This window comes from Paraburkholderia sp. BGA-UO-ETr-F21, from assembly GCF_059567925.1.
Genome location: NZ_JCAQOY010000001.1, coordinates 13,976 through 38,533, shown reverse-complemented (window position 1 = coordinate 38,533; position 24,558 = coordinate 13,976). Strand labels below are relative to the sequence as shown.

At 63.7% G+C, this 24,558-nt stretch carries 21 protein-coding genes; 9 read left to right on the top strand and 12 right to left on the bottom strand.

The annotated features are described in order from the left end of the window. Window positions 1-6: 6 nt before the first annotated feature. The 3 genes from AC57B1_RS00155 to AC57B1_RS00145 form a co-directional block, all read right to left on the bottom strand. Window positions 7-960: a peptidoglycan DD-metalloendopeptidase family protein gene (locus AC57B1_RS00155; protein ID WP_408349692.1), complete on the bottom strand. Its 954-nt coding sequence runs from the start codon at window positions 958-960 to the stop codon at window positions 7-9. 609 nt (window positions 961-1,569) lie between these two features. Further along, window positions 1,570-1,986: a hypothetical protein gene (locus AC57B1_RS00150; RefSeq protein ID WP_091808730.1), complete on the bottom strand. Its 417-nt coding sequence runs from the start codon at window positions 1,984-1,986 to the stop codon at window positions 1,570-1,572. 373 nt (window positions 1,987-2,359) lie between these two features. Continuing rightward, window positions 2,360-3,115 (bottom strand): DeoR/GlpR family DNA-binding transcription regulator, encoded by a 756-nt coding sequence (locus AC57B1_RS00145; RefSeq protein WP_408480145.1) that lies wholly within the window; start codon window positions 3,113-3,115, stop codon window positions 2,360-2,362. Between the two features lie 123 nt (window positions 3,116-3,238). On the opposite strand from AC57B1_RS00145, the gene AC57B1_RS00140 reads away from it, so the two are divergent. Together AC57B1_RS00140 and AC57B1_RS00135 are read left to right on the top strand one after the other, a co-directional pair. Continuing rightward, the gene (locus AC57B1_RS00140) at window positions 3,239-3,823 is read left to right on the top strand and encodes an NUDIX domain-containing protein (RefSeq protein WP_408349686.1); all 585 of its coding nucleotides are present in this window, start codon (window positions 3,239-3,241) and stop codon (window positions 3,821-3,823) included. Window positions 3,824-4,078: 255 nt separating this feature from the next. Further along, window positions 4,079-4,378: a hypothetical protein gene (locus AC57B1_RS00135; RefSeq protein WP_408349683.1), complete on the top strand. Its 300-nt coding sequence runs from the start codon at window positions 4,079-4,081 to the stop codon at window positions 4,376-4,378. Window positions 4,379-4,494: 116 nt separating this feature from the next. On the opposite strand, the gene AC57B1_RS00130 is transcribed toward AC57B1_RS00135, so the two are convergent. Continuing rightward, window positions 4,495-5,655 (bottom strand): porin, encoded by a 1,161-nt coding sequence (locus AC57B1_RS00130; protein WP_496416237.1) that lies wholly within the window; start codon window positions 5,653-5,655, stop codon window positions 4,495-4,497. A gap of 545 nt (window positions 5,656-6,200) precedes the next feature. On the opposite strand from AC57B1_RS00130, the gene AC57B1_RS00125 reads away from it, so the two are divergent. Then, on the top strand, window positions 6,201-7,310 hold the full coding sequence (locus tag AC57B1_RS00125) for an OpgC domain-containing protein (protein WP_496416236.1): 1,110 nt from the start codon (window positions 6,201-6,203) through the stop codon (window positions 7,308-7,310). A 99-nt stretch (window positions 7,311-7,409) separates the two neighbouring features. Beyond that, on the top strand, window positions 7,410-8,285 hold the full coding sequence (locus AC57B1_RS00120; RefSeq protein ID WP_496416235.1) for an alpha/beta hydrolase: 876 nt from the start codon (window positions 7,410-7,412) through the stop codon (window positions 8,283-8,285). Between the two features lie 45 nt (window positions 8,286-8,330). Here the strand turns inward: AC57B1_RS00120 and AC57B1_RS00115 are convergent, their stop codons facing one another. Further along, a complete protein-coding gene (locus tag AC57B1_RS00115; protein WP_408349674.1) occupies window positions 8,331-9,413 on the bottom strand; it encodes an AI-2E family transporter in 1,083 nt (360 codons plus the stop codon). A 369-nt stretch (window positions 9,414-9,782) separates the two neighbouring features. Between AC57B1_RS00115 and AC57B1_RS00110 the strand changes: the two genes are divergently transcribed. Continuing rightward, complete coding sequence (locus AC57B1_RS00110; protein WP_091801793.1) at window positions 9,783-10,064, top strand: DUF3331 domain-containing protein; 282 nt, start codon at window positions 9,783-9,785, stop codon at window positions 10,062-10,064. Window positions 10,065-10,325: 261 nt separating this feature from the next. Continuing rightward, complete coding sequence (locus AC57B1_RS00105) at window positions 10,326-12,893, top strand: adenosylcobalamin-dependent ribonucleoside-diphosphate reductase (protein WP_496416234.1); 2,568 nt, start codon at window positions 10,326-10,328, stop codon at window positions 12,891-12,893. 150 nt (window positions 12,894-13,043) lie between these two features. Here the strand turns inward: AC57B1_RS00105 and AC57B1_RS00100 are convergent, their stop codons facing one another. The 4 genes from AC57B1_RS00100 to AC57B1_RS00085 form a co-directional block, all read right to left on the bottom strand. Continuing rightward, window positions 13,044-13,994: a dimethyl sulfoxide reductase anchor subunit family protein gene (locus tag AC57B1_RS00100; protein WP_408349613.1), complete on the bottom strand. Its 951-nt coding sequence runs from the start codon at window positions 13,992-13,994 to the stop codon at window positions 13,044-13,046. A gap of 19 nt (window positions 13,995-14,013) precedes the next feature. After that, window positions 14,014-14,769 carry a 4Fe-4S dicluster domain-containing protein gene (locus AC57B1_RS00095; protein WP_408186945.1) on the bottom strand — a complete coding sequence of 252 codons (756 nt, stop codon included), beginning with the start codon at window positions 14,767-14,769 and terminating at the stop codon, window positions 14,014-14,016. 25 nt (window positions 14,770-14,794) lie between these two features. Beyond that, window positions 14,795-17,719 carry a molybdopterin-dependent oxidoreductase gene (locus tag AC57B1_RS00090; protein ID WP_496416233.1) on the bottom strand — a complete coding sequence of 975 codons (2,925 nt, stop codon included), beginning with the start codon at window positions 17,717-17,719 and terminating at the stop codon, window positions 14,795-14,797. A 272-nt stretch (window positions 17,720-17,991) separates the two neighbouring features. Next, window positions 17,992-18,924, bottom strand: coding sequence for a 2-hydroxyacid dehydrogenase (locus tag AC57B1_RS00085; protein ID WP_496416232.1), 933 nt, complete (start codon window positions 18,922-18,924; stop codon window positions 17,992-17,994). A gap of 276 nt (window positions 18,925-19,200) precedes the next feature. Between AC57B1_RS00085 and AC57B1_RS00080 the strand changes: the two genes are divergently transcribed. Next, on the top strand, window positions 19,201-20,688 hold the full coding sequence (locus AC57B1_RS00080) for a sensor domain-containing diguanylate cyclase (protein WP_408186942.1): 1,488 nt from the start codon (window positions 19,201-19,203) through the stop codon (window positions 20,686-20,688). Between the two features lie 27 nt (window positions 20,689-20,715). Here the strand turns inward: AC57B1_RS00080 and AC57B1_RS00075 are convergent, their stop codons facing one another. Beyond that, window positions 20,716-21,018, bottom strand: a complete 303-nt coding sequence (locus AC57B1_RS00075; protein WP_408349604.1) for a putative quinol monooxygenase — start codon at window positions 21,016-21,018, stop codon at window positions 20,716-20,718. A gap of 270 nt (window positions 21,019-21,288) precedes the next feature. On the opposite strand from AC57B1_RS00075, the gene AC57B1_RS00070 reads away from it, so the two are divergent. Next, a complete protein-coding gene (locus tag AC57B1_RS00070) occupies window positions 21,289-21,630 on the top strand; it encodes a zinc ribbon domain-containing protein YjdM (RefSeq protein ID WP_408349601.1) in 342 nt (113 codons plus the stop codon). A gap of 30 nt (window positions 21,631-21,660) precedes the next feature. On the opposite strand, the gene AC57B1_RS00065 is transcribed toward AC57B1_RS00070, so the two are convergent. Together AC57B1_RS00065 and AC57B1_RS00060 are read right to left on the bottom strand one after the other, a co-directional pair. Continuing rightward, the gene (locus AC57B1_RS00065; RefSeq protein WP_496416231.1) at window positions 21,661-23,061 is read right to left on the bottom strand and encodes a heavy metal sensor histidine kinase; all 1,401 of its coding nucleotides are present in this window, start codon (window positions 23,059-23,061) and stop codon (window positions 21,661-21,663) included. After that, window positions 23,058-23,729, bottom strand: a complete 672-nt coding sequence (locus tag AC57B1_RS00060; protein ID WP_091801881.1) for a heavy metal response regulator transcription factor — start codon at window positions 23,727-23,729, stop codon at window positions 23,058-23,060. The genes AC57B1_RS00065 and AC57B1_RS00060 overlap by 4 nt, the downstream gene beginning before the upstream one ends. A gap of 195 nt (window positions 23,730-23,924) precedes the next feature. Between AC57B1_RS00060 and AC57B1_RS00055 the strand changes: the two genes are divergently transcribed. After that, window positions 23,925-24,557 carry a hypothetical protein gene (locus AC57B1_RS00055; protein ID WP_408349595.1) on the top strand — a complete coding sequence of 211 codons (633 nt, stop codon included), beginning with the start codon at window positions 23,925-23,927 and terminating at the stop codon, window positions 24,555-24,557. The last annotated feature ends 1 nt before the right edge of the window (window position 24,558 follow it).

Below are 24,558 nucleotides of genomic sequence, written 5' to 3'. Positions count from 1 at the left end.
GCGCGCCTAGCCGCGTCCTTGCGGCAGGTACGGCATGGGATCGATCGGCTTGCCGTCGCGGCGCAGCTCGAAGCCCAGCGAAACTCGCGAGTTCTTTTCGTCGCCCATTTCGGCGATCTGCTGTCCCTGCACGACGATATCGCCGGTTTTGACCAGCAGCTTGCGGTTATGCGAGTAAGCGGTCAGGAAGTCCTTGTTGTGCTGCACGATGATCAGACTGCCGTAACCGTTCAGGCCCATACCCGCATACATCACCTTGCCGTCCGCCGCCGCCCGCACAGGATCGCCCGGCTTGCCGCCGATTTCGATACCCCGCGTTTCGCCCGGCTGGAATCCTTCGACCACGCTGCCGCCCGCGGGCCAGGCCAGCGACACGGCATTCGCATGCCGCGCGGTTTGCTGCGCCACTTCGCGCGCTTCAGCGGCGCTCGGCGCGGGCGACGGGGCGGACTGCGATTGCGGCGCGCCCGCCACCGATGCGCCAGATGCCGCGGCCTGCCGCGCAGCGGCGGAAGCCGCGGCCCCGGAAGCCGCAGCGGCCTTGGCGGCCGCATTAGCCGCATTCACCGCCCGCACTGTTTCCGGCGACGCGACGTGCAACACCTGCCCCCGCTTCAGCCGCGAGGACGCCTTCAATCCATTCCAGGCTTGCAACTGCCCGACACTGCAATGATGATGCTGCGCGATGCGTGCCAAGGTGTCGCCACGTTTCACGCGATACACGAGCGGCGGTGACTTCTTGAGCAGCGCGCTCTGCTCGGCGCTGAGTGCGGCCGGCGTTGCGGCCGCCGCATCGGATGCCGGCGCGCTCGCGGCCGGCACGCCGGACGCAACCGCCGCGCCTGATGCGGCGCCTGTTTGCGCACCCTGCTGCCCCACATTCGCACAACCACTGACCGCCAGCGCGACCCACGCGCCGGCCAGACTGGCCAACATCGTTCTGTCGAAACGCTTTCCCATCTTGTTCGACTCCTGCCTCATTCATTGTCGAGCTGGATGCCGCCTTGCCGCGAGCGATGCGCGCGCCCAACCGCCGCGCTGCTTTCCTCGCGACACCGCCAGGCCGCCTCGTGCGGCGCTCATCCATGCCGTGCCGGCCAACCCAACCCCATGCGTTCAAGACCTGCCGGATGCCTCGGGCGCACGGATACCGCCCGCAAAAACAGCCGATCTTCTGCGAAAAGGGTCAGATTACCAATTAAAATTCAAGCGGAATTGTAAAGTGCGTTTTATAAAAAACGCTTCAACTCACATACTTTGATACAAACCTTACGCGCGGTATTGCGGACATCGTTGCGCGTGCAACGTGTAGCGCGGCGGCGCGTCGTCATTGCAAGAGCGGTCGTTGTGATACGCCGCGTCAAGCGCTATTGGCGCACGGGCGTCCCCATCGGGCAGCCATGCGAGCCGCACCCACGGCTACACCTCGGCAAACGCACGATAACGTTTGCTTTAACGGCAAAGCGCGGCAAAAACTTGAATCGACAGCGGCGACCGACATTGAGCGCGGCGGGAGAATGGCGCCGGCGCGCGGACGGATCTGTTCCCGACCGGCGCGATGGAAGCCGGCTAGCTGTAGTACTGGCCCTGGTACTTCACATAGCCGATCGGATGATGCGTAAAGTGCAGGACAGGCAGAACGGGATTGCGATTGTCTTCAGTGGGATAGGCGCTGGCGTCGGGGATGTATTCGCCTTGGGCTTCGATCGGCTGACCGGCCTGCAATCCGGGAATCTCATGCGCGAGTCCCTCGTTGTCGCCGAAACGCACGGCGACGAATAGTTCGGCGCCCACGAGATTCTCCGTACCGCCCTCGAACTTCACCACCGTGTCGACCTTGATGATGAAGTGCTGGTGATTGGCGCCGTTGTGATTTTCCGGGCTGGCGAACACCTTGCTGATCGTGCCTTGCACGCAGGCCAGCGGCGCGCCGATCGAATGAACGTAACTATGGTGAGGAAGGATCTGCGTCGCGCGATTGCTCATGAAGTCTCCGTGAAAGGAATCGGCATTGCCTGCGGGGAAAACGTTGGGCGCGCCGTAAGCGGTAAGCCGCGAGCAGGCAGCGGCACCGTGAATTCATTTGAACAGAGCACGGCGCGCAAGTTCATCGCACGTTTGCATGGCGCCCACGGTGCCGGACCGCGTTGGCGGCCCTTCACCGCCGCGCATGAAAAAAGCCGGCGCCTTGGGCATCGCCTTGACGCAGCGTCGAGTTGTCCACCCGATAGCGGGCAAGGGCTGGGATCATCGCGCCAATTCGCCGCAGGATGCGTCAAACTACGTGAAGCCATTTCACAAATGACGGATCCGGGTATGAACCGCCATATAACGGCTTTCAGTTCCTAAGTATGCCGAACTATGCCCGCGCTATCGTGATGCCCAACGCCTCGAACGGCGCGGTCAGCGCTTCGGCGGTATTCCGTTCGACTACGATCGTCCCCGCCGCCGTCACATCGGCGATCTTGTACGCCGAGGCCGCGTTGAGTTTTTCCGCGGACGCCAGCACCACCGTCTCCGCCGCGTGCGCGAGGAACGCGCGTTTCACATAGGCCTCTTCCCTGTCGCCCGTGCTCAGGCCCGCTTGCGGATGCACGCCGGTCACGCCCATGAAATACAGGTCGGCGCGAATGTGGCTGAGCGCTTCGATGGCTGCTGCGCCTACGTTGACCATCGAATGCCTGAACAGGCGCCCGCCGATCATGACGACCTCCAGCCCGGCATGGTCCGCCAGTTCGACGGCGACACTCGGGCTATGCGTGACGATCGTCGCGCGCAAGTCACGCGGCAGATGACGCGCCAGTTGCACGGCAGTCGTCCCGCCGTCGACAAACGCAATCTGGTCGCGCGCGATCATGCCAGCCGCCGCGCGGCCGATCGCCGCTTTCGACGCCGATTCGATCCGCTCGCGCCCGGCGAAATCCACCGCCGCCGGCGACGCCGGCAGTGCGCCGCCGTGCACGCGCTGAAGCTGGCCCTCGGCGGCGAGTTCGCGCAGATCGCGACGAATCGTATCTTCCGACACCTCGAATTCCGCGCTCAAGGTTTTGGCGACGACTTGCCCGTTACGCTTTAGCGCGTCGAGTATCAACTGCTTTCTTTGCGACGTCAGCATCGGCGGCGATTCCTGGCTGGGTTCATGGTTTGCACGAAATTACTTGTTTTTGCACGATATCGCACGATACCATTGATTCGTATGCGGCATGAGCCGATCTCCCAACGCAACAGGATGCGAGCCATGAACGAAATCGCCAGCCGGGTAAGGATTGTCGATGTCGAGGTGCTGTCGGACGACTGGTACGTGCTGAAAAAAACCACCTTCGATTACCAGCGCGCCGACGGCAGCTGGCAGCGCCAAAGCCGCGAAACCTACGACCGCGGCAACGGCGCGACGCTGCTGCTATACGATCCGCGCCGGCGCACCGTCGTGCTGACGCGGCAATTCCGCCTGCCGGCGTTCGTCAACGGCCATCACGGCATGCTGATCGAGGCGCCGGCCGGATTGCTGGAGGCCGCGTCGCCGGAAGAACGGATTCGCGCGGAAGTCGAAGAGGAAACGGGCTACCGCGTACACGAGGTGCGCAAGGTATTCGAGGCCTTCATGAGTCCGGGTTCGGTCACGGAGAAACTGCACTTTTTCGTCGCCGACTACGATGCGGTGGCAAAAGTCGGTCAGGGTGGCGGCCTCGCCGACGAAGGCGAAGATATCGAGGTGCTGGAACTGCCGGTGGATGAAGCGCTTGCAATGATCGAGCGTGGCGAAATCGTCGACGGAAAGACCATCATGCTGTTGCAATACGCCAGACTGAATCTATTGAGGTGATAGCTGGAACGCGGCGAGTTTCCGCATTTTTCGGAATTATCCTAGCCACCATTAGGAAAAGGACGATAGGTTGAAGAAGGCAATAAAAATATTCTTACGCATTTCCTTGAGGTTGACCGGCGCCGCAGTCATGGCCGCGCCGGTCGATCGAATGGAAAACCATTTCCGTCAGAATATTTTTAATTCACCGCTTCGAGCGAGGCGGCGAATGAAGCCGAGGTTCAATTGGATTCTCTCAGTTCAGCAAACAGATTCATGAGTGGTTTTTTCTTCGGCACGCTGATTGCCGCCGTCATCATGCTGCTGCTGTGCAATGCCGGTGAGTTTTCGCCGTTTATGGCCAAACTGCATGCGTTGCAACAGGTTATCGTGACCGCGCTGATTTCAATCGTCATCGTCGATGCAAAGCCATTCGCCTACAAAACCGTCTGGCGCGAGCGCCGTTGCAGCTTCGTGCTCGATGAAGACATCAACGCCACCCTGCGCGGCAGAACCTTCGGCATTCCGTTCGGCGTGTTAGTCGGCATCCTGATTCAGAATTACGTGATGAACTGAACTGAGCGTCAATCCGTTCAGGATCGATACGCCCGCCGCTATTCACGATCTTCATTTCGGCCGCATTCGCCGATAATCGGCAGCGCGGCGTTGATGCGCAATCAATTCAATCGCAACTAGAATTTATGCCGGATCGCCGCCCGCACCACGACCTGCTTCGACGTGGATGAAGGAGACTGGGTACCGGGCGTGAAGGCTTCGTCCAGAATCGAATAGGTCGTGTCGCCGGTCACCTGCTGATACTCGCCCTGAATGTAGACGTCGGTGCGCTTGGACAGGTTGTAGTCCGCCATCAAGCCGAACGAGTGGATTTTCGGCTTCACGCCGCCGGTCGAGGCGTCGTAGGTTTCCATCGTGTACACGTACTGCGCGCCGACGAACAGCATCGGCGAGATCTGATACTTGCCGTTCACCTCGAAGTTCTGATACTTCAGCGAATTCAGCAGCACGCCCGGCGGCGCGAGCGGCGTCACGCCGAGATAGCCGTTGCCGGTCGGGTCCAGATAGTTCGAATTGGTATAGACGAAACCGGCCGTCGCCGGGCCGAACGTATAAGTGATGCCGCCGCCGAACACCCGCATACGGGCGGCGATGAAACTGGCGTCGTTCGCCGTGACCGCACCATTCGCGCCGTTGCCGGGATTGTTGGCCTGCAGATACGCGGCGGCCACCAGCAAGCCGCCATACGCATACTGACCGCCGAAACTGTACGCGCGATTGTTCGCGAAATTGGTGTCGTTGCTGAAGCTGTAGACGCCGCCGAATTGAAAGCCGGACAGCGACGGACTGGTGTATTTGACCGCGTTGTCGAGGCGAAACGTGTTGTCTGTGTTGTCGTTATCGTACGGGTGCGAGAAGAGCGAGCCCGCCCAGTTGCCGTTGGCCGTGGTCTGGGCCAGATAGTCGACCACCGAGTCGTACTGGCGGCCGAACGTCAACGTGCCGAACCGGTCCGCGCTCAAACCGACGAACGCCTGGCGCCCGAACATCCGGCCACCCTGATTAAGCCGCCCGGAACTGACGTCGAAACCGTTTTCCAGCTGGAAAATGGCCTTCAGACCGCCGCCCAGATCCTCGGCGCCTTTTAGCCCCCAGCGGCTGCCTTGCGCAAAGCCGCTCGCCAGTTCGTAGACATGGCCACGGCCGACATTGTTGGTGTAGTTGATGCCTTCGTCGAGCACGCCGTAAAGCGTCACGCTCGTCTGCGCCGAGGCCGACGCGGCAAAAGTGGCGGACACAGCGGCGGAGACAGCTAGCGCGAACACTTGCCTGTTCATGACGATCTCCCTGCACTCGAGCAATGGGACAACTCGATCCGGCCGCTTTGTTCTTGGCGCTTCGACCCGGGACTGACCGCCCCGGATGCGCTTTACAGAAATCCTCACACGCCGTTAGCCTGCCGTCCATTGGGTGTCGTGTCGATATCTCAAATTGTTGCGAAATCTCCACTTGGTGCGGCAGGCCCTTTTACCGCAGCGCTCATTCAGGTAAACGACGCAGCGCCCGGCGGTCTTGAGCCGGGGAACGCTCGACGCTCCGTTGACTTGCGCTGCCCAGAGGGGATTTGTCACGGAAAGAAATATAATAGAAAGCTTTTGCGGCGCCGCAGCGGAACTCCGCGCCGTCACGAAGGTCATTTTTACTGCCTGCTCGACCGTGGCACCGCGCCTTGGCATCCGTGCCACACCGCTGCCGGTTGAGCGCGGCGCCGCGGATCGCGTATGCGCCGCTGTACTCCAATCCAATTTCTAAAAGCCTTGTGAGACGCCTGCCGCGCTGGATCAGCGCGCCGTCGCACGGGGCTTGCTTTGGGCATCACACAATGCAAAAGTCTCAACCCCGTCTGATCGAGCTCGATTTTTTTCGCGGGCTCGTCCTTCTGATCATCGTAGTCGATCACATCGGCGGCAGCATCCTGTCGCGTGTCACGTTGCACGCCTACGCGCTGTGCGATGCCGCCGAAGTCTTCGTGTTCCTCGGCGGCTTCGCCACCGCCACGGCCTATGCCGCGCTGGCCGAACGGCGCAACGAGACGATCGCGCGCAGCCGCTTCCTGCGGCGCTCGCTGGAAATCTATCGGGCGTTTCTCGTGACCGCCGCCTTGATGCTGCTGGTCAGCGCGGTACTCACCGCGTTGAGCATCGACGGACCGAACCTCGCCACCACGGATCTCGACGACCTGATCGACACCCCGTTCGCCGCGCTGGGCGACATTCTGCTGTTCCGCCGCCAGCCTTATCTGGCTTCCGTGCTGCCCATGTACGCCTTCTTCGCCCTGCTCGTGCCCATGATCCTGCCGCTCGCGCGCAGCAAGCCATGGCTGCTGCTGGCCGGCAGCATCGCGCTGTGGGCCGGGGCTCCGGCCATCGACGCCTACCTGCCCGCCGCGCCGGACATGCACTGGGATTTCAACCCGTTCGCCTGGCAATTACTGTTCGTGCTCGGCGTGCTGGCCCGTTGCCAGCCGGTCTACCAGCGCATCAGCACGCACCGCCTGAGCTGGCTCGTCAGCGTGCTGGCGTTCGCCGTGGTGGCGGCCGCGGCTTACTACAAGCTCTTTATCGAGCGCGAGCCGCTCGATGCCAGCCTCAAACAGAACCTCTCCTATCTGCGCGCGGTCAATTTTCTTGCCATCGCCTGGCTCGTCGCGAATCTGATTCAGCTCGGCTGGGCGAAGAAGCTCGCGCAATGGATGCCGTGGGTCGGCGTGATCGGGCGCAAGGGGCTACTGTGCTTTATCGCCGGCGCCGTGATCTCGCTCGTGGTCGATTCCGTGCTGTACGCGGCGACGGACGGCTATCTCAACTATCCGCTCGGACTGCTCGCCGACGCGGCAGCAGTCGCCGCACTGTTCGCGGTAGCGCTGGGCGCCGAGCCGCTCAAGCGGCTGGCTGGGCGGCTCTGTGGCGGGCGGCTGCGCACATCGCCCTGAACGGCGTGCGTGCGTCCGTGCGCCAGCGCTAGAACCCCCAGCCGATCCCGATAGCATCGCGGCCGCGCGCGACCTGCGCGGCGCGCCTCCTGATCCGACATGCGTCTATTCCTACGTTCCGCACTCGTTGCACTTTACGCCGCGTCCACCAGCGCGCCGACGCTCGCCAGCACCGTCATCACCCGAAGCTTCTATTCGGACGCGCTCGGCCGCGAGTGGTCCTACACGATCTATCTGCCGACCGGCTACCGCCACGACGCCAGCCGCCTGCCCGTGCTCTACCTCCTGCACGGCAACAACGGCGACGCTGACGACTGGATCACGCAAGGCCATCTGCAAACGGCGGCCGACGCGCTGATCGAGCACAAGGCGATGCCTCCGGTTGCGATCGTGATGCCGCAAGGCGGCACGGACTGGTACGTCGATCGCAAGGAGAAGATGGAGACCGCGTTCTTCGACGATCTGCTACCCGAAATCGAAACGCACTACGCGGTCGCGACACAGCGCAGCGGACGGATGATCGGCGGCGTCTCGATGGGCGGCTTCGGCGCGCTGCGGTACGCGATGACGCAGCCGGAACGCTTTTGCGGCGCGCTGCTGCTCAGCCCCGCGATCTATGCGAATGAACCCCCGCGCGCCTCGGCGGCACGTCGCGTCGGGGTGTTCGGCGAGCGCGAGTTCGATACGCGCATCTGGCACGAGCTCAACTATCCGGCGCAGTGGGAACGCTACATGAGCCGGCCGTATCGTCTGCCGGTGTTCATCGCTGCCGGCGACGACGACCTCGCGATCCAGGCCGAGGCATCGTCGCTCTATACGCACCTTCGGCTGTCGGGGAATCCGGCGGCGCTGCGCATTATCGACGGCGGCCACACCTGGGACGTCTGGAGTGCGCTGCTGCCCGCCGCGCTGAAATACACGCTTGGCTGCGTAAAGCCTGCGCCGCAGGAACATCCGTCGAATCAGCGGCCCTGAACGGATCAGGCGTCGCGCCGGAACAGACCGGACAACACCGTGCAACTATTGCACGAGGTCGGTCCACAACACCATCAGCACGGTCATCAGCGCGGGGCCGATGAAAATACCGAGCAGCCCGAACGTTTCCGCTCCGCCGAGAATGCCGAACAGCACCAGCAGGAACGGCAATCGCGTCGAGTTGCCGATCAGCACCGGCCGCACGAAGTGCTCGGCGACGAACACCACGACCGAGCCGAACACGGCAAGGCCGATGGCCGCCGCCACCGAGCCTTGCGACATCAGCCACACAGCCGCGATGGCAAAGGTGATCGGCGCGCAGAACGGCAGCATCGCCGCGATCGCCGTAACGAACGCGAGCAGCGCAACGTGCGGCAAGCCGGTCACGAAGTAGGCGACGCCCATCAGCGCGCCTTCGCCGAGTCCGACCACGACCAGTCCCGAGACAGTGCCGCGCACCGCCGCGGCCATGCGTTGAAGAAGCTGCGCGCCGTCGTCGCCGAAACCCCGCCGCATGCCTTTGAGCAGCGAGCCCGACAAACGCGGGCCCGCCTGAAAGATCACGAACAGCGTGACCAGCATGAACGCGAACACCGTGACGGCATGCACCGCACGCGCGCCGAAGTGCCGGCCGAGCGTCACGACCGTCGGACTATGCAGTCCTTTCATCGCGGCCGACTCGCGCAGCGGCTGAGCGAGGTTGGCCTGCCACCAGCCTGAGATCTGTTGCACGCCGAACGGCAGGTGCTGGATGAAGTCCGGCAGCGGAATGCCGTTTTCCTGCACGGTCTTGAACCACTCGTTCAGGTCATGCGCTTCGCGAAGCGCCTGAGCAATGCCGATACCCACAGGCAGCACCACCAACAAGGCGATCAGCAGCGTCAGCACCGCCGCGATCAGCGTCGTGCGGCCGGTGAACCAGCGGTTGCCCTCGACCTTGCGTAACAGCGGCCACAGCGCGATGGCGATCACGCCGGCCCAGGCGACCACCGCGATGAAATCGCGCACCACCCACAGCGCCAACAGCACGAGCCCGATGTACAGCACGAGCGAGGCCGTTTTCTGCTTCTTCGGGCGGTCCCGCGCTTCGGGCGGTTCAGGAGGTGCGACTGGTGAGGATGAAATCATGTGAGCTCTTATGGTTCTGGGAAGACGTCCCATCAGGGACTTGTTCGGGGCGTGTGCGAGCCGACCGAAAAAATGCAAAACCGCTACACTGGCGCTGCACGGTCGCTCATCAATAACCACATCTTAAAGGAAGCACCGGCGCCCTTTTCGGGCAGCGGCCTTGTCTCACCGCGTACAACACTGCGTTGCAAAAATCCGCCTATTACCGTCTTAGCAAGACTGCGGCCCGCAAAGCCCCGTCTTATCGGCATAGTTCGAATGTCAAGTTTCATTGTTGCTGTTTCAAGAACAGTGTTTCAACGGCGGCACAATGGCTATCCGGCGCGCGTCGGACTACATTCGGCACACCACAATACGGAGCCGACGACGATGACCCTGGAGTCCATCCCCCTGGACGGTGCCAATGGCGTACGCATCGAAATTCTCGAGCGCTCCGACACGACGCTGGTGATTCGCTGGGTCGAGCCGGGACGATGTCATTACGGTGAACAACGGTGGCGGCGCAGGTCCGCACACACGTCAGGAACCTGCGCGGTGTCCCGCCGCAAGATTCGCCGCGGCGACGCGGTGTTCAAACCGGCCGAGCGGCCGGCGCCTTCCAATGCGTCCGCGATGATTTGCGCTGAACTACTGGAGTGCGCCGAGGACTGATGCCTCAATCCCCTGCCGGCGTCGCGCGCGCTGATTCGACGCGCCCGATCCGCCCGGCGGAACCACCCACATAGCGGTACGCAATGCATGCGCCCCGCATCGCGCGGTGGGTAAAACACCCTTTGATTGCGGCTCTTCGCCACGTGCGTTAAGGTGGACCTCATTGCGCCGTGTCACCCTGCCGTGCCACGCCCGGCGGTATCGTGACGCGCACTTCCACCACCGCGCCGTGCCCCTCGCGGCGCCGTTTGAGGGCATACCATGGCCGAAGACACGCCGGACACCCGCGCGGCAACTGCGCCTCCCGCACCACTCGTCGCACCGCAGCAATTCTCTCTCGACGTCCTGCTGGAAAAATACGCGAAAGGCGACGAGCAATCGGCGGACGACGTGTTCAAACGCGTCGCGCGCGGCGTGGCCGAGGCGGAACCTCCGGCGCTGCGCGAATCGGTCGAGGCACTCTTCGTCGACAATCTGCGGCACGGTGCGCTAGGCGCCGGCCGCATCATGAGCGCGGCGGGCACCGGCATTGCGGCCACGCTGATCAATTGCTTCGTGCAGCCTGTGGGCGACTCGATTCAGGGTGTCGACGAACAAGGCCTGCCCGGCATTTATGTCGCCCTGCTGCAGGCGGCGGAAACCATGCGGCGCGGCGGCGGCGTCGGCTACAACTTCTCGGCGATCCGGCCCAAGGGCGCGCGCGTTCACACCACCAGTTCGTCGGCGTCCGGACCGTGCAGTTATATGGACGTGTTCGACGCGTCGTGCCGCACGGTCGAGAGCGCCGGTTCGCGGCGTGGCGCGCAGATGGCCGTGCTCGACTGCAATCACCCGGACCTGCTGGAGTTCATCGAAGCCAAACATTCGAAAGGCCGTTGGAACAACTTCAACGTCTCCGTCGGCGTGACCGATGAATTCATGCGCGCCGTCGAAGAAGATCAACCCTGGCAACTCGTGCATCGTGCCGAGCCCTCACCGGCGCAGCGTGCGGCCGACGACGTGCGGCAACGCGAAGACGGACTGTGGGTCTACAGCGAACGCCCCGCGCGCGCCATCTGGGATCGCATCATGCGCTCCACTTACGACGTCGCGGAACCCGGCATCGTGTTCATCTCGCGCATGAACGAGGACAACAATCTGCGCGCCGTCGAAACCATCCGCGCCACCAATCCGTGCGGCGAACAGCCGTTGCCGGCCTATGGCTGCTGCAACCTCGGGCCGCTGAACCTCACGCGTTTTGTGATCGCCCCGTTCGCGCAGATCAAAGGCCGCAAGCCGTCGTTCGACTGGGACGGCCTCGCGAGGCGCACGCGCACGCAGGTGCGCTTTCTCGACAACGTGCTCGACGTCACGCTGTGGCCACTTCAACAGCAATACGAGGAGTCGCGCGCCAAGCGGCGCATCGGCGTGGGCTTCACGGGCCTCGGCGACACGCTCGTCATGCTCGGCTTGCGCTACAACTCGCAGGAAGGCCGCGACTTCGCCGTGCGCATCGCGCAACTCATGCGCGACGAGGCGTATCGCGCATCCGTGGAACTGGCGCGCGAGCGCGGCGCGTTTCCGCTCTTCGACGCGGCGCGCTATCTGGAAGCCGGCACCTTCGCCTCGCGCCTGCCCGAGGACATCAAGCAGGCGATTCGCCGCGACGGCATTCGCAACAGCCATCTGCTGTCCATCGCGCCGACCGGCACAGTGAGCCTCGCGTTCGCGGACAACGCGTCGAACGGCATCGAGCCGGCCTTCTCGTGGACCTACACGCGCATGAAGGTGATGGCCGATGGCAGCCGCGAATCATTCGACGTCGAAGACTACGCATATCGTCTTTATCGCGAGCTCGGCGGCGATGTCGGCAAGCTGCCGGACTATTTCGTCAGCGCGCTGGAAATGTCGGCGCGCGATCATCTCGACATGATGGCTGCCGTGCAACCGTACGTGGACACGTCGATCTCGAAGACCGTGAACGTGCCGGCCGACTATCCGTTCGAAGCGTTCGAAAGCCTCTACTTCGACGCATGGAAAAACGGGCTCAAGGGTCTCGCCACCTATCGGCCCAACGAGACGCTCGGCGCGGTGCTCAGCGTGAGCCCGCCGCAAGCCGACGACACGCTGGCCGAAAGCGATCTCGATCCGCTGCGTATCGCAATCGATCATCGACCTAAAGGCGAGTTGCCGGCGATCATCGAGAAAGTCGAGTATCTGACCCAGGCGGGCAAGAAGTCGCTCTACGTGGCGGTGTCGTTCATCGAGGTCACGGGGCGGCTGGGCGGTGAATACGTCACTATCGAGCGGCCTATCGAGTTCTTCATTCCGACCGGCCAGCGCGACGAATCGCAGCAATGGATCACGGCGACGATGCGTTCGCTCTCGCTGGCGGCGCGCGGCGGTTTTGTCGCGCGAAACCTGCAGGATATGCGCAAGGTTTCGTGGGACCGCGGGCAGGTTCGGCTCGGCGAAGTGCAGCGTCTGGACGGGCACCGCACGCCGCGCTGGCACGATTCGGAGGTGGCCGCCCTCGCCTTTGCGATCCAGCAGATTCTGCATCGGCGCGGCTTTCTCGACGCCGAGGGCAATCAGGTGTCCTCGCGCATGCTCGCGCGTCTGCCGCGCGGACAGATGCGGGCCGAGACCGCGTTGCCGGCGGATTTCGGCATTCGTCCGCATCCCGTCGAAACCGACGCCGGCGCTCTCGCGTTGACGCAGCCTGGCGGCGCGCAAGGGCTGCATACGATGCTTGGACGCAAATGCGGGTCGTGCGGGGCGAACGCGGTGATTCGCAAGGATGGGTGCGACTTTTGTACGGCGTGCGGTGAAGTGGGTGCATGCGGGTAGGACTGGGCGGCAGCTGCGCTCTAGTGAGAAACGCCACGGCCGTCATTCAATGGCGGCCGTGCTTCTTGGGTCTATCTGGATTGCCGAGCGCGCATTCTCATCGTGTCATTCGCGCGGCCGCACAACACCCACGTCGTGCGGGCTTTCACCTCAACCAACCCTCGCGTAATACAGATTCTGCGGATGCTTCGCCTCGGCAAAGAAAAACCAGCGTTCCGCGACCAGCCCCGCGTATTGCACGAAACACGCGGCGGCCAGCAAGCCTAGCGAAGCGCCGATCGAATGCAGGCTCGCGCCGAGCGCAATCAATACGACCGGCGCGACAAACGCCGTCGCCAGAAAACCCCATTTGACACCGCGCAGGGTGCGCGCCGATTTGCCGTGAAAGAACTCGCGCAGATTGAACGCACCGGCGGTAAAGCCACGCGACACCTGCACCAGCTTCGGATTGTGAATACCGGTGGCGCTCTGTACCGTCGACTTCGGCCGCAAGCGCGCATTGCGCATGAGCGATGCCGAGCGGCTCGCGCAACCGGCGAGCGTCAACCCGCACGCGCACACGGCGAGCCCCGCGGTCAGCGCGGGCGCGAGCCACGCGCTCAACGCTGTCGCCAGCGTGAAGCCCGAAGCGCAACCGAGCAGCGCGAAGTTGACCAGCGTGAGCGGCGTGGCCCATTCCTGCAGAAAGCGCAAACACGCGTAGATCATCGCCGTGCAGACGAACAGCACCGCGCTCGCCAGCACACCGAGCCAGCCTATGGCCAGCGCCCAGGGCGATGCGAACCCATGTGCGACGCCGTAGAAAAACGCGCAAGCGAGAAACGCCGGTAGGCACAGACATTCGCGCGACAGCCACGAGGTACGCCACATGGCGATCGCGCGCCATGCACGTTCCGGATGGCCAAGATGGAAGAACGATGCGAGCAGCCCGAGTGCGCCCAATATCACCGAGACGGCCGCGCCGGTGATATAGAACGCATCGGTGGGCGACGCGAGCAGGCCGAGATGCGCGGCCGTTTCCACGCCGACGAGCGCAATCAGCAAGCCCTGCGCCGCGCCGCTCAAGGTGGTGAGGAAAACGACGGAGAATGCGGGGTTCATCGTGAGGTCCTATCGGTGTTCAGATGCGCGTCGCCATCGACGCAAGATGCAACTCACCGCGCTCGATTTGCGCGTCGAGCGATTCCGGCGATTGGACCGGCTCCGACATCGAGCCGGACGATTTGCACGAGCACGAATCGCTGCCACAACCCGCGGCCTGCGTCGGCACGCGCGGCAAATAATGGTTTGCCGGCCGCGTGTTCCACTCAGGCATCAACTGATAGCCGCCGCGCTCCTCGATGGCTTTCGACACCACCGAGTCCGGGTCGTGAATATCGCCGAACAGCCGCGCGGAGGTCGGGCATGCGAGCACGCATGCCGGCTGGCGGTCACGTTCGGACAGATTCTCATCGTGGATCCGATCGACGCACAGCGTGCACTTCGTCATCTCCTTGCGGCTTTCGTCGAGTTCGCGCGCGCCGTACGGGCACGCCCACGCGCAATATTTGCAGCCGATACAGCGGTCGAAATCCACCAGCACGAGCCCGTCTTCCTTGCGCTTATAGCTCGCGCCGGTCGGACAGACCGGCACGCACGGCGGGTCCTCGCAGTGCAGACAGGACTTCGGAAAGTGGATCGTCTCGGCGTTGGGAAAGCTGCCGGCTTCGAAGCTCTGCACCCGGTTGAAGAAAGTGCCGGAGGGATCGGCGTCGTACGGATTGAGGTCGGCGAGGCTGCCCGACTCACCCGAGGTATTCCACTCCTTGCAACTCGTCACGCAAGCATGGCACCCCACGCACACGTTCAGGTCGATCACCAATGCCATCTGTGTCATCAAAGGCTCCTTGCGGCTGACTATGCTATTTGCGCCCCGTCGCGCCACGCAGCCGCGCAGCGAACTCCCCGCGTCCCGCGAAATAGGTTTGCACGATGCGTGAGATCACGCCGTTCTCACCCGGCACCGCGGGCATCGCCGCGAACTGCGGCAGTGTTTGGCGCGCGTCGGCTTCCGCCGGATAGATGCGCACGCGCACGTCGTACCATGCGGCCTGGCCCGTCACCGGATCGGAGTTCGACATGCGTCGCACCACGTCGTCGTCTCGGCCCGGCAACTCGTCGGTGATCAGGTGATTGAGCAGGAAACCGCGTTGTGATTCGTTCGCGCCCGGACCGAGGTTCCATGCGCCCGCTGCCTTGCCGATTGCGTTCCACGTCCATACCGTGCCGGGCTCGACGGTCTCGCTGAAGCGCGCCATGCAGCGCACGCGGCCCCATTGCGATTCGGCGTAGATCCAGCTGCCGTCGGCGATGCCGTTTTCGGCCGCCATCAACGGATTCATGTAGAGATAGTTCTCGCCATGAATCTGCCGCAGCCACGCGTTCTGAGAGTCCCATGAGTGGTACATCGCCATTGGCCGCTGCGTCACGGCGGCAAGCGGAAAACGCGCGAGGTCCGTAGCCCCGCTTTCGAGCGGCGCGTACCAGAACGGCAGCGGATCGAAATACTTGTCAACGCGCGCGCGTAAGTGGTCTGGCGGCTGCCTGCCGCTCGTGCGGCCCTGCGCGGCGAGCCTGAACTTTTGCATTACGTCGGAGTAAAGCTGGATCAGGATCGGCTCGCCGAACTTGCGAAAACCGTTCTTGACCGCCCATTCGAGATACGGTCCGTTGCAGTTGCGCATGTATTGCAGCGTCTCGGGCAGCGGGTGATGGAACACACAGTTGTTCTTCGCGTACTCCTCCCATTGCCGCGGATTGGGCTCGCCGACCAACGCCTTGTCGCCGTCCGTACCGCGCCAGCCACTCAGAAAGCCGACGCCGGAATTGGGTGAAGTCGTGAAGTTGATGACGAAGTCGGGATAGTCCCGAAAGCGCCGCGCGCCTTCTGCAGTCGTGAAAGCCGGAAACTTCAGGCGCGACGCGAGTTCGATCAGCACTTCCTGGAATGGCTTGCATTCGCCGGTGGGCGGCACGACCGGCACGCGCACCGAATCCACCGGACCGTCGAACTCGGAGATCGGCCGGTCGAGCATCGACATCGCGTCGTGCCGTTCCAGATAGGTCGTGTCGGGCAGGATAAGATCGGCGAAGGCCGTCATCTCCGACTGGAATGCGTCGCACACCACCAGAAAAGGAATCTTGTACTCGCCGTCGTCGTGCTTGTCGACGAGCATCTCACGCACCTTCATCGTGTTCATCGACGAATTCCACGCCATGTTGGCCATGAAAATCATCAGCGTATCGATCGGGTACGGGTCGCCGCGCCATGCATTGGTAATCACGCTGTGCATCAAGCCATGCACGGCCAGCGGATATTCCCACGAGAAGGCCTTGTCGATGCGCACCGGGCCGCCCTGGTCGTCGATGAATAGATCCTCGGGCGCGGCGGGCCAGCCGAGCGGACCGGTGGCGAGCGGCGTATTCGGCTTGACGGCGTCGGGGCTGTTCGGCGGTTTCGCCGACGGCGGCACGGCGCGCGGAAACGGTGACTTGTGACGAAAACCGCCGGGCCGGTCGATCGTGCCGAGCAGCGACATCAGCACGGCCAGCGCGCGGATCGACTGGAAGCCGTTGGAGTGCGCCGCGAGGCCGCGCATCGCGTGAAAGGCCACCGGGTTGCCGGTGACCGTTTCGTGCGTCTCGCCCCATGCGTCGGTCCAACGGATCGGCAACGTAATGCGGTGATCGCGGCAAGTCTGGATCATTTCACCGGCAAGGCGTCGAATCGTCTCCGCCGAAATGCCGGTAATGGCGGCGGCCCACTCGGGCGTGCAATCGGCCACCCGTTCGCGCAGCAACGCGAACGACGGCGTGACCGGCGTGCCGTCGTCGAGCGTATAGCGGCCGTCGAGCGCCGGCATGACACCCGCCGTGTGATGCGGCACGGCGCGCGCGGCATCCGCATCCCACCACAAATGATTCTGCGGAAACAGTGGATTGCCGACCGGCCGCTCAGGATCGCGCACGAACAGGCCGAAGTTTTCGCTGGCTTCGTCGAGATCGACGAGTTCCGCTGCGTTGGTATAGCGGCGCACGAACTCGTGATCCCATGCGTCGGCGGCAATCAGTTCGTGCAGAAACGCCATGAACAGCGCTCCGTCTGTGCCGGGTTTGATCGGCACCCATTCGTCGGCGATCGCCGCGTAGCCAGTGCGGATCGGATTGATCGCAATGAAGCGTCCGCCCGCGCGCTTGAACTTCGAAATCGCGATCTTCAGCGGATTCGAATGATGATCTTCCGCCGTGCCGATCATGAAGAAGAGTTTGGCGCTGTCGAGATCCGGGCCGCCGAATTCCCAGAACGAGCCGCCGATCGTATAGATCATGCCGGCCGCCATGTTGGCCGAGCAGAAGCCGCCGTGCGCCGCATAATTAGGCGTACCGAACTGTTTGGCGAACAGTCCGGTCAGCGCCTGCATCTGGTCTCGCCCGGTGAAGAGCGCGAATTTCTTCGGGTCCGTGGCGCGAATCGCGCCCAGGCGCTTTTCGAGCACCTCGAAAGCCTGCTCCCACGACACCGGCTCGAACTGCGCGCTGCCCCGCTCCGCGCCGGGCTTGCGCATCAACGGCCGCGTGAGGCGCGCGGGCGAGTATTGCTTCATGATGCCCGAGGCGCCCTTCGCGCAGATCACGCCCTGGTTGAGCGGATGCTCCGGATTGCCGTCGATGTAGCGCACCTCGCCTTCACGCAGATGCACTCGAATGCCGCAGCGGCAGGCGCACATGTAGCAGGTGGTTGTCTTGACGTCGAGACGTTCGTTCTGCGTGCGGGCGTGGTGTTCCATGCGGGATCTCCGTCGCGGCTTCGGGCGGGCCGAAGCAGTGGTGATGCGATACCGCCCATCCTATGCGCGGCGACCTCAGAAGGGAAATCGCCATTTTCGACGGAAAGTATCCGCCACGCCGATAGTTTTGGTTTGCCTTTCAGTGATGCGCCGATCCGCACCGAGCGCGAAAAGGCGGCCGCGCCGGCGTGCAAACCGGGCGGGCGCATTGCCGCTCGTCAGCGGACTGGCACTACATGGCGACCCCGCGATGAATGCGCGAGCGCGGGTCGTCAGATCGGCGTCAACACCGCCTCGCCCGCGAAATGCCGCGTGGCGTTGCTCAGAAAGTTGTCGACCGAGGCCGTGATTGCTTCCGGCGAGCGGCCGCCCACGTGCGGCGTCAACACGACGTTCTGCAGCGTCAGCAAAGCTTGCGGCGGATCCGGCTCGCCCTCGTAGACGTCGAGCGCCGCACCGGCAATCGTCCCCGCCGTGAGCGCGTGAGCGAGCGCCGCCGTGTCGAGCACGCTGCCGCGCGCGACGTTGACCACGAAGCCGTGCGGCCCGAGCGCCTCGAACACCGCCGCGCCGATCAGATGACGCGTGCCCGCACCGCCCGGCGTCGCGACGATCAAAAAGTCGCTCCAGCGCGCGAGGTCTTCCACACTGTCGAAGTACCGATGCGGCGAGCCTTCACGCGGCTTACGGTTGTGATACCCGACCTCCATCTCGAAGCCCCCGCCGCGCCGCGCGACCTTCTCGCCGATGTTGCCGAGCCCGACAATGCCGAGGCGCTTGCCGGAGACGTTCGGGCGCATCGGCAGGTTGTCGCGCCAGACGCCCTTGCGCGTGGCCTGATCGAGCTGCGGCACGTCGCGCACGACCGCGAGCAGCAAGGCAAACGCATGATCGGCCACGCAATGATCGTTGGTGCCCGCGCCGTTGACGAGCACGATCCCGCGTGAGCGGGCCTGGTCGACGGCAAGGTTTTCATAGCCCGCGCCCAGCGCGCTGACGAGTTCCAACAGCGGCATGCGGTCGATTTCCGCGGCGGTGAGTCCGGTCGTGCCGTTGGTCAGCACGGCGCGAATCGTCTCGCCGTGCGCGTCGATGGCGGCGGCTCGCTGGGCGGCGTCGGGTGCGTAGATGATGTGGAACGCCGCTTCGATACTCGCGCGGCTTGCATCGTTCAAATGGATCAGAACCAGAAGGGATGGCTTCATGTCGGCGCTTTCGTCGGCAACGTGGATGGACGGTATAGATCTCGAGCCAGTGTAGCAAGGCTCGTCAAGGCATGCAGGCGAGCGCCCGCGGCGCTCCACGCTGCGCCGCGCGCGGTGCGCAACGCGCCCGGGCCGCCCCGGCGCGCCTCAAGTCAATTGGAATACGGCCGTTATCTTGTTGAATGGCGGAGGCGAAAATGATGCGTAACCGGTCTTTCTTTTCAGCAACCGCCCAACCGGCTTTAAAATAGCGGCACTTCCGATTCCGAGAACTCCATGCTGGACATCCTGCCGCGTGGCCCCGCGCCCGCCAACGACGATTCCGAGATGTTCGAACTCGCGCCCGTCTCGCTGTGGCTCGAAGACTTCAGCGGCGTGCGCGCATTGTTCGACGCATGGCGGGCCGACGGTGTGACCGATCTACGCGCGCATTTCGCCGCCAATCCAGGGTGCGTCGCGCAATGCGCGCATAGCATCCGCGTCATCAAGGTCAATCAGAAAACGTTGACCCAATTCGAGGCTGCCGATTTCGACGCGCTCAACGGCAATCTCGCCTCGGTGTTCCGCGACGACATGCTCAAGACCCATCTGGAAGAGCTATGCCAGCTGTGGGCCGGGCAATCGCAGTTCACCAGCCAGACAGTCAACTACACGCTCGGCGGACGGCGCCTCGACGTGCTGCTCAAGGGCGCCGTGCTGCCCGGCCACGAGGCGCGCTGGGACCGGGTGCTGGTGTCGGTCGAGGACATCACCGAACTGGAAGGCGCGCGGCATCGCGTGACGCTCGCCGAGCAGTATGTGCGCGGCCTGTTCGAGTATTCGCCGGTATCGCTCTGGGTGGAGGATTTCAGCGCGGTCAAACGTCTGCTCGACGAAGCGCGCGCGGCCGGCATCAACGATTTCCGCGTGTTTACCGACGTGCATCCCGAGTTCGTCGAGCGCTGCATGCAGGAAATCCACGTGCTCGACGTGAACCAGCACACGCTCGACATGTTCGCGGCCAAAGACAAGAAAACGCTGCTGGCGCATCTGCCTGATGTGTTCCGCGACGACATGCGCCCGCATTTCCGTGAGCAGTTGATCGATCTGTGGGACGGCAAGCTGTTCCAGCAGCGCGAGGTGCTCAACTATTCGCTCGATGGCAGCGAGGTGCACGTGCACCTGCAGTTTTCTGTGCTGCCCGGCCATGAAAAGAACTGGGATCTGGTGCTGGTGGCGCTCACGGACATCACGGCGCGCAAGAAAGCCGAAGCCTATCTCGAGTTCCTCGGCAAGCACGACGTGCTGACCAAGCTGCGCAACCGCTCCTTCTACGTGGACGAACTGAACCGGCTCGAACGCAAGGGTCCGTGGCCCGTCACGATCATCATGGCCGATCTGAACGGTTTGAAACGCGTGAACGATCAGCTCGGCCACGCGGCCGGCGACGCGCTGCTGCGGCGCGCCGGCGAGGTGCTCGCCAAAGCGACCGAGACGCCGTTTCATGCGGCGCGTATTGGCGGAGACGAGTTCGCGATCCTCATGCCCGACACCGACGAGCGCGGCGGCGTCGCAATGGTCGATGCAATCAGGCAACTGGTCGAGATGAACAATCAGTTCTATCCCGGCTCGCCGCTGAGCTTCTCGATGGGCGCGGCCACCTGCCAACGGGGCGACCGGCTCGAAGCGGGCGTGCAGCGCGCCGATCTGCTGATGTATGAGGACAAGCGCGCAACCTATGCGAACCAGCCGGCCGCCGGCGCCGGCGACGCGGCGGGCCGCTGACAAACAGACGCGCGGCCCGCCACTGGTTTAGCCCGGCAATTTGGCCGCCAGCACGTCGACCTTCTCGATACTCGGTGGCGAGGCGAACAGCTCGCCGGCCTTCGCCATCAACGCGGCGGCCACCTTGCCGTGTAGATGCGCGTCACGGCCGCCTTCGTCCGCGAAGGCATCGAAAATACCGAACGTGGAGGGCCCCAGCTTCAGGCCGAACCACGCGACGGTGCCCGGCTCCTCCTCGACGAGCGGCAGGCCGCCGAGCAGGAACGCTTCGACCTCTTTTTCCTTGCCTGGCCTGGCTTCAAGACGAACGTACAGGGCAAGTTTGACCATGACAGAACTCCTGCTGTGAGATTCGGGCAATAGGCATGCATTACAAATGCATTGCTAGCGTGGCGGCACACGCGGGACCGCCACGCTAGCGGAAAAGTATAGTCCGCCGCTCTTTTGGCGTCGCCACGCGCCCTTCGGGCGAGTATTTAAACGTGCAGGTTTGCGCTAACGCAGCATTGCGCGTGCCGGACACCGGCGCCCCGGCACGCGTCCGGTATACTCGCGGACCCTGAAGTTATCCGCGGCCCGCCGCGGTCCGGAAACACAATCATGTCGACGATTCCCGCCTGCCCGCAATGCGCAATGGAAAACACTTACCCCGACGGCGACAATTACGTCTGCCCGGATTGCGCGCATGAATGGCCGATCCACGCCGCCGCATCCGCCGACGAAGCCGACCAACGCGTCGTCAAGGATGCCAACGGCAATCCGCTCGCCGATGGCGATGCGGTCGTGCTGATCAAGGACCTGAAAGTAAAAGGCTCGTCGATCACGCTGAAAATGGGCACCAAGGTGAAGAGCATTCGCCTCGTGGGCGGCGATCATGAAGTGGACTGCAAGATGGACGCCGGCAACTTCATGCTGAAGGCCGCTTATCTGAAGAAGGTCTGAGCGAACAGCGCCGGCCGCGAACGCCGGCGCTCAAACGCCCGGAAAGCGCAATTCGAAACGCACCACGCCCGGCGCCGGACACACCACGCACGCGGTGCCGCCATGCAGATGCATGATCGCCTTGACGATCGCGAGGCCCAGACCGCTCGATTCGGTGAACGCGCTGCGCGCCGCATCCGCGCGATAAAAGCGGTCGAACAGCCGCCCCAACTGCTCTTCGGGAATGGGCGCGCCGTCGTTTTCGACCACCACCGTGGCACCCTCTTCGTCCTGCGTGCCGCGCAAACGCACCACCGTATCGCTCGCGCCGTAACGCACCGCATTGACGACCAGGTTATTGATCGCACGCCGGCACAGCATGGGATTCACCCATGCCACACCGTCTGCCTCGACCACGAAGCGCATGCCGCGTTCGTCGGCGGGACCTTCGAAATAGTCTGCGATCCTGACGAGTTCCTCGCGCAGGTCGATCGGCTCACGTTCGACTGAGAGCGCCGCATGGTCCGCATGCGCAAGAAACAGAATGTTTTCCGCGATGTGACTGAGGCGACTCAGCTCCTCCAGATTCGATTCGAGCACCTGCTGATACTCTTCGGGCTCGCGTGTCCTCGCGAGCGTGACCTGGGTCTGCCCGATCAACGCGCCAACCGGGGTGCGGATTTCGTGCGCCAGGTCGGCGGAAAACTGCGACAGATGTTGATAACCGTCGGCGAGACGGTCGAGCATGGCGTTGAACGCGTGCGTGAGCTGGCGCAATTCGAGCGGCGCCGCCTCGCTGTCGAGCCGCACGGACAGGCTCGCCGGGCTGATCTGCGCGGCTCGCGTGGCAATCTCGCGCACCGGGCGCAACGCTCGGCGCAGCACGCAATAGGCGAGCAGCGTCGCGGCCAGCATGCCGATCAGCGTGGCCAGCAGGATGCGGTTGCGATAAGCGGCCAGCATGCGCACTTCCTGCGTCATTGGGTGACCGGCGATCACTTCGACCTCGGTACCGTCTTCGCGCGCTCGAGCAGTGGCGATCGCCCAATGCACCGGCACGCCGTCGGCGAGCCGGGTCTGGCGAATGTCGGCAAAGGTTGGCAGACGGCCCTCCTCGCCGGCCTGCAACGCGGGCACCGCCACGCCGCCCGGGTTCACGTCGATAAACGGCGCCTCGCCCGGACGGCGAAACAGCAGCACGTCCTGTTCCGCGCCGAGCATGGTCTCGAACAGCAACGGCCGGTCCTTCAGTTCGCCGACCGAATAGAGATCGCGCACAATCCGGCTGAAATGCTCGACGCGCCCGGTCAGCACCACGTCGGCGCGGCGCTGCAACGACAGCTCCGCGGAGCGGTAGAAATACGCGCCCAACGTGCCGATCACCACGCACGCAATCGACGCGAACAGCACGGTGGTGCGAGCCGTGAGCGAGCGCCCGGTCCAGAATTTCATGAGCCGTCGCCGAAGGTGTAGCCGATGCTGCGCACCGTATGAATCAGCTTCTTTTCGAACGGATGATCGACCTTGGCGCGCAGCCGTTTGATGGCCACGTCGACCACGTTGGTGTCGCTGTCGAAGTTCATGTCCCACACTTCGGACGCGATCTGCGTGCGCGACAGCGCTTCGCCCTGACGGCGCACGAGCAGATGCAACAGCATGAACTCCTTGTTGGTGAGCGGGATCTCGACGCCTTCGCGCGTCACCTTGCGACGCAGCACGTCGAGCTTCAGGTCGGCGATCTCGAACACGTCGCTCTCGCGGATCACGCCACGGCGCAGCAGCGTGCGGATTCGCAGCACCAGTTCGGTAAACGAAAACGGCTTGACGAGGTAATCGTCCGCGCCGAGTTCGAGACCGCGAATACGGTCGCTGACATGGTCGCGCGCGGTGAGGAAAATCACCGGCAGATCGCGCCGTGCCCGCAGCGCGCGCATGATTTCCCAGCCGTCGATACCGGGCAGCATCACGTCGAGCACCACGAGGTCGTAAGGATTTTCGAGCGCCATGTGCAGGCCGTCCGTGCCGGTGCGGGCGAGATCGACCGCATAGCCGCTCTCGCGCAAGCCCTTCTTCAGGTAGTCGCCGGTTTTCGGATCGTCTTCTATGACGAGGATGCTCATGATGCTCGGTACTCCAATTCGGGCTTCGGCCCGGAGGCGCGCTCGAAGGCTCGCTGATATGCGGGACGTGGATATGCCGGTCATTTTACGTGGCCCTTGCGCGCCATTCATGACGTTTTTGTCATCCATCTGTCACTCGCCGGAGCCGGTCCCGAGTCTAATCTGCCCCCATCGTTCACCACCTGGAGCAGATTCATGAAGATGGTTTCCGCGCGTGCGTTGCGCACCTTCGTCGCCCCGGCGCTCGCCGCCGCTGCGTTCCTCACCGCCGGTCCGGCCGCATACGCCCAGAACGCCATGCCGACCGGCGTGCGCGGCACGGTGACATCGTTGTCGGGCGACCTGCTCAAGGTCCACACGCGCGACGGCAAGGACGTCGACGTGAAGCTCGCCAAGGACACGCCGATTCGCGGCGTCGTGCTCGCCGACGTGAACGACATCAAGCCGGACAGCTACGTGGGCACTGCCGCGATTCCGCAAGCGGACGGCACGCTGAAAGCACTCGAAGTACACGTGTTCCCTGCCAGCATGCGCGGTTCCGGCGAAGGGCACCGTCCGTGGGATCTCGGCGGCAACAGTTCGATGACCAACGGTACGGTGGGTTCGCTCGTGGTCAGCAACGGCCGCACGATCACCGTGAAGTACAAGGACGGCGAAAAGAAGATCGTGATTCCGCAAGACGTGCCTATCGTCGCGCTGGAACCGGGTGACCGCTCGCTGCTCGTGCCGGGCGCGAAGGTCGTGCTGTTCGCACACAAGGAAGCCGACGGCTCGATGGCGGCCAACTTCATCTCCGCGGGCGAGCACGGCGTAACGCCGCCGATGTAAC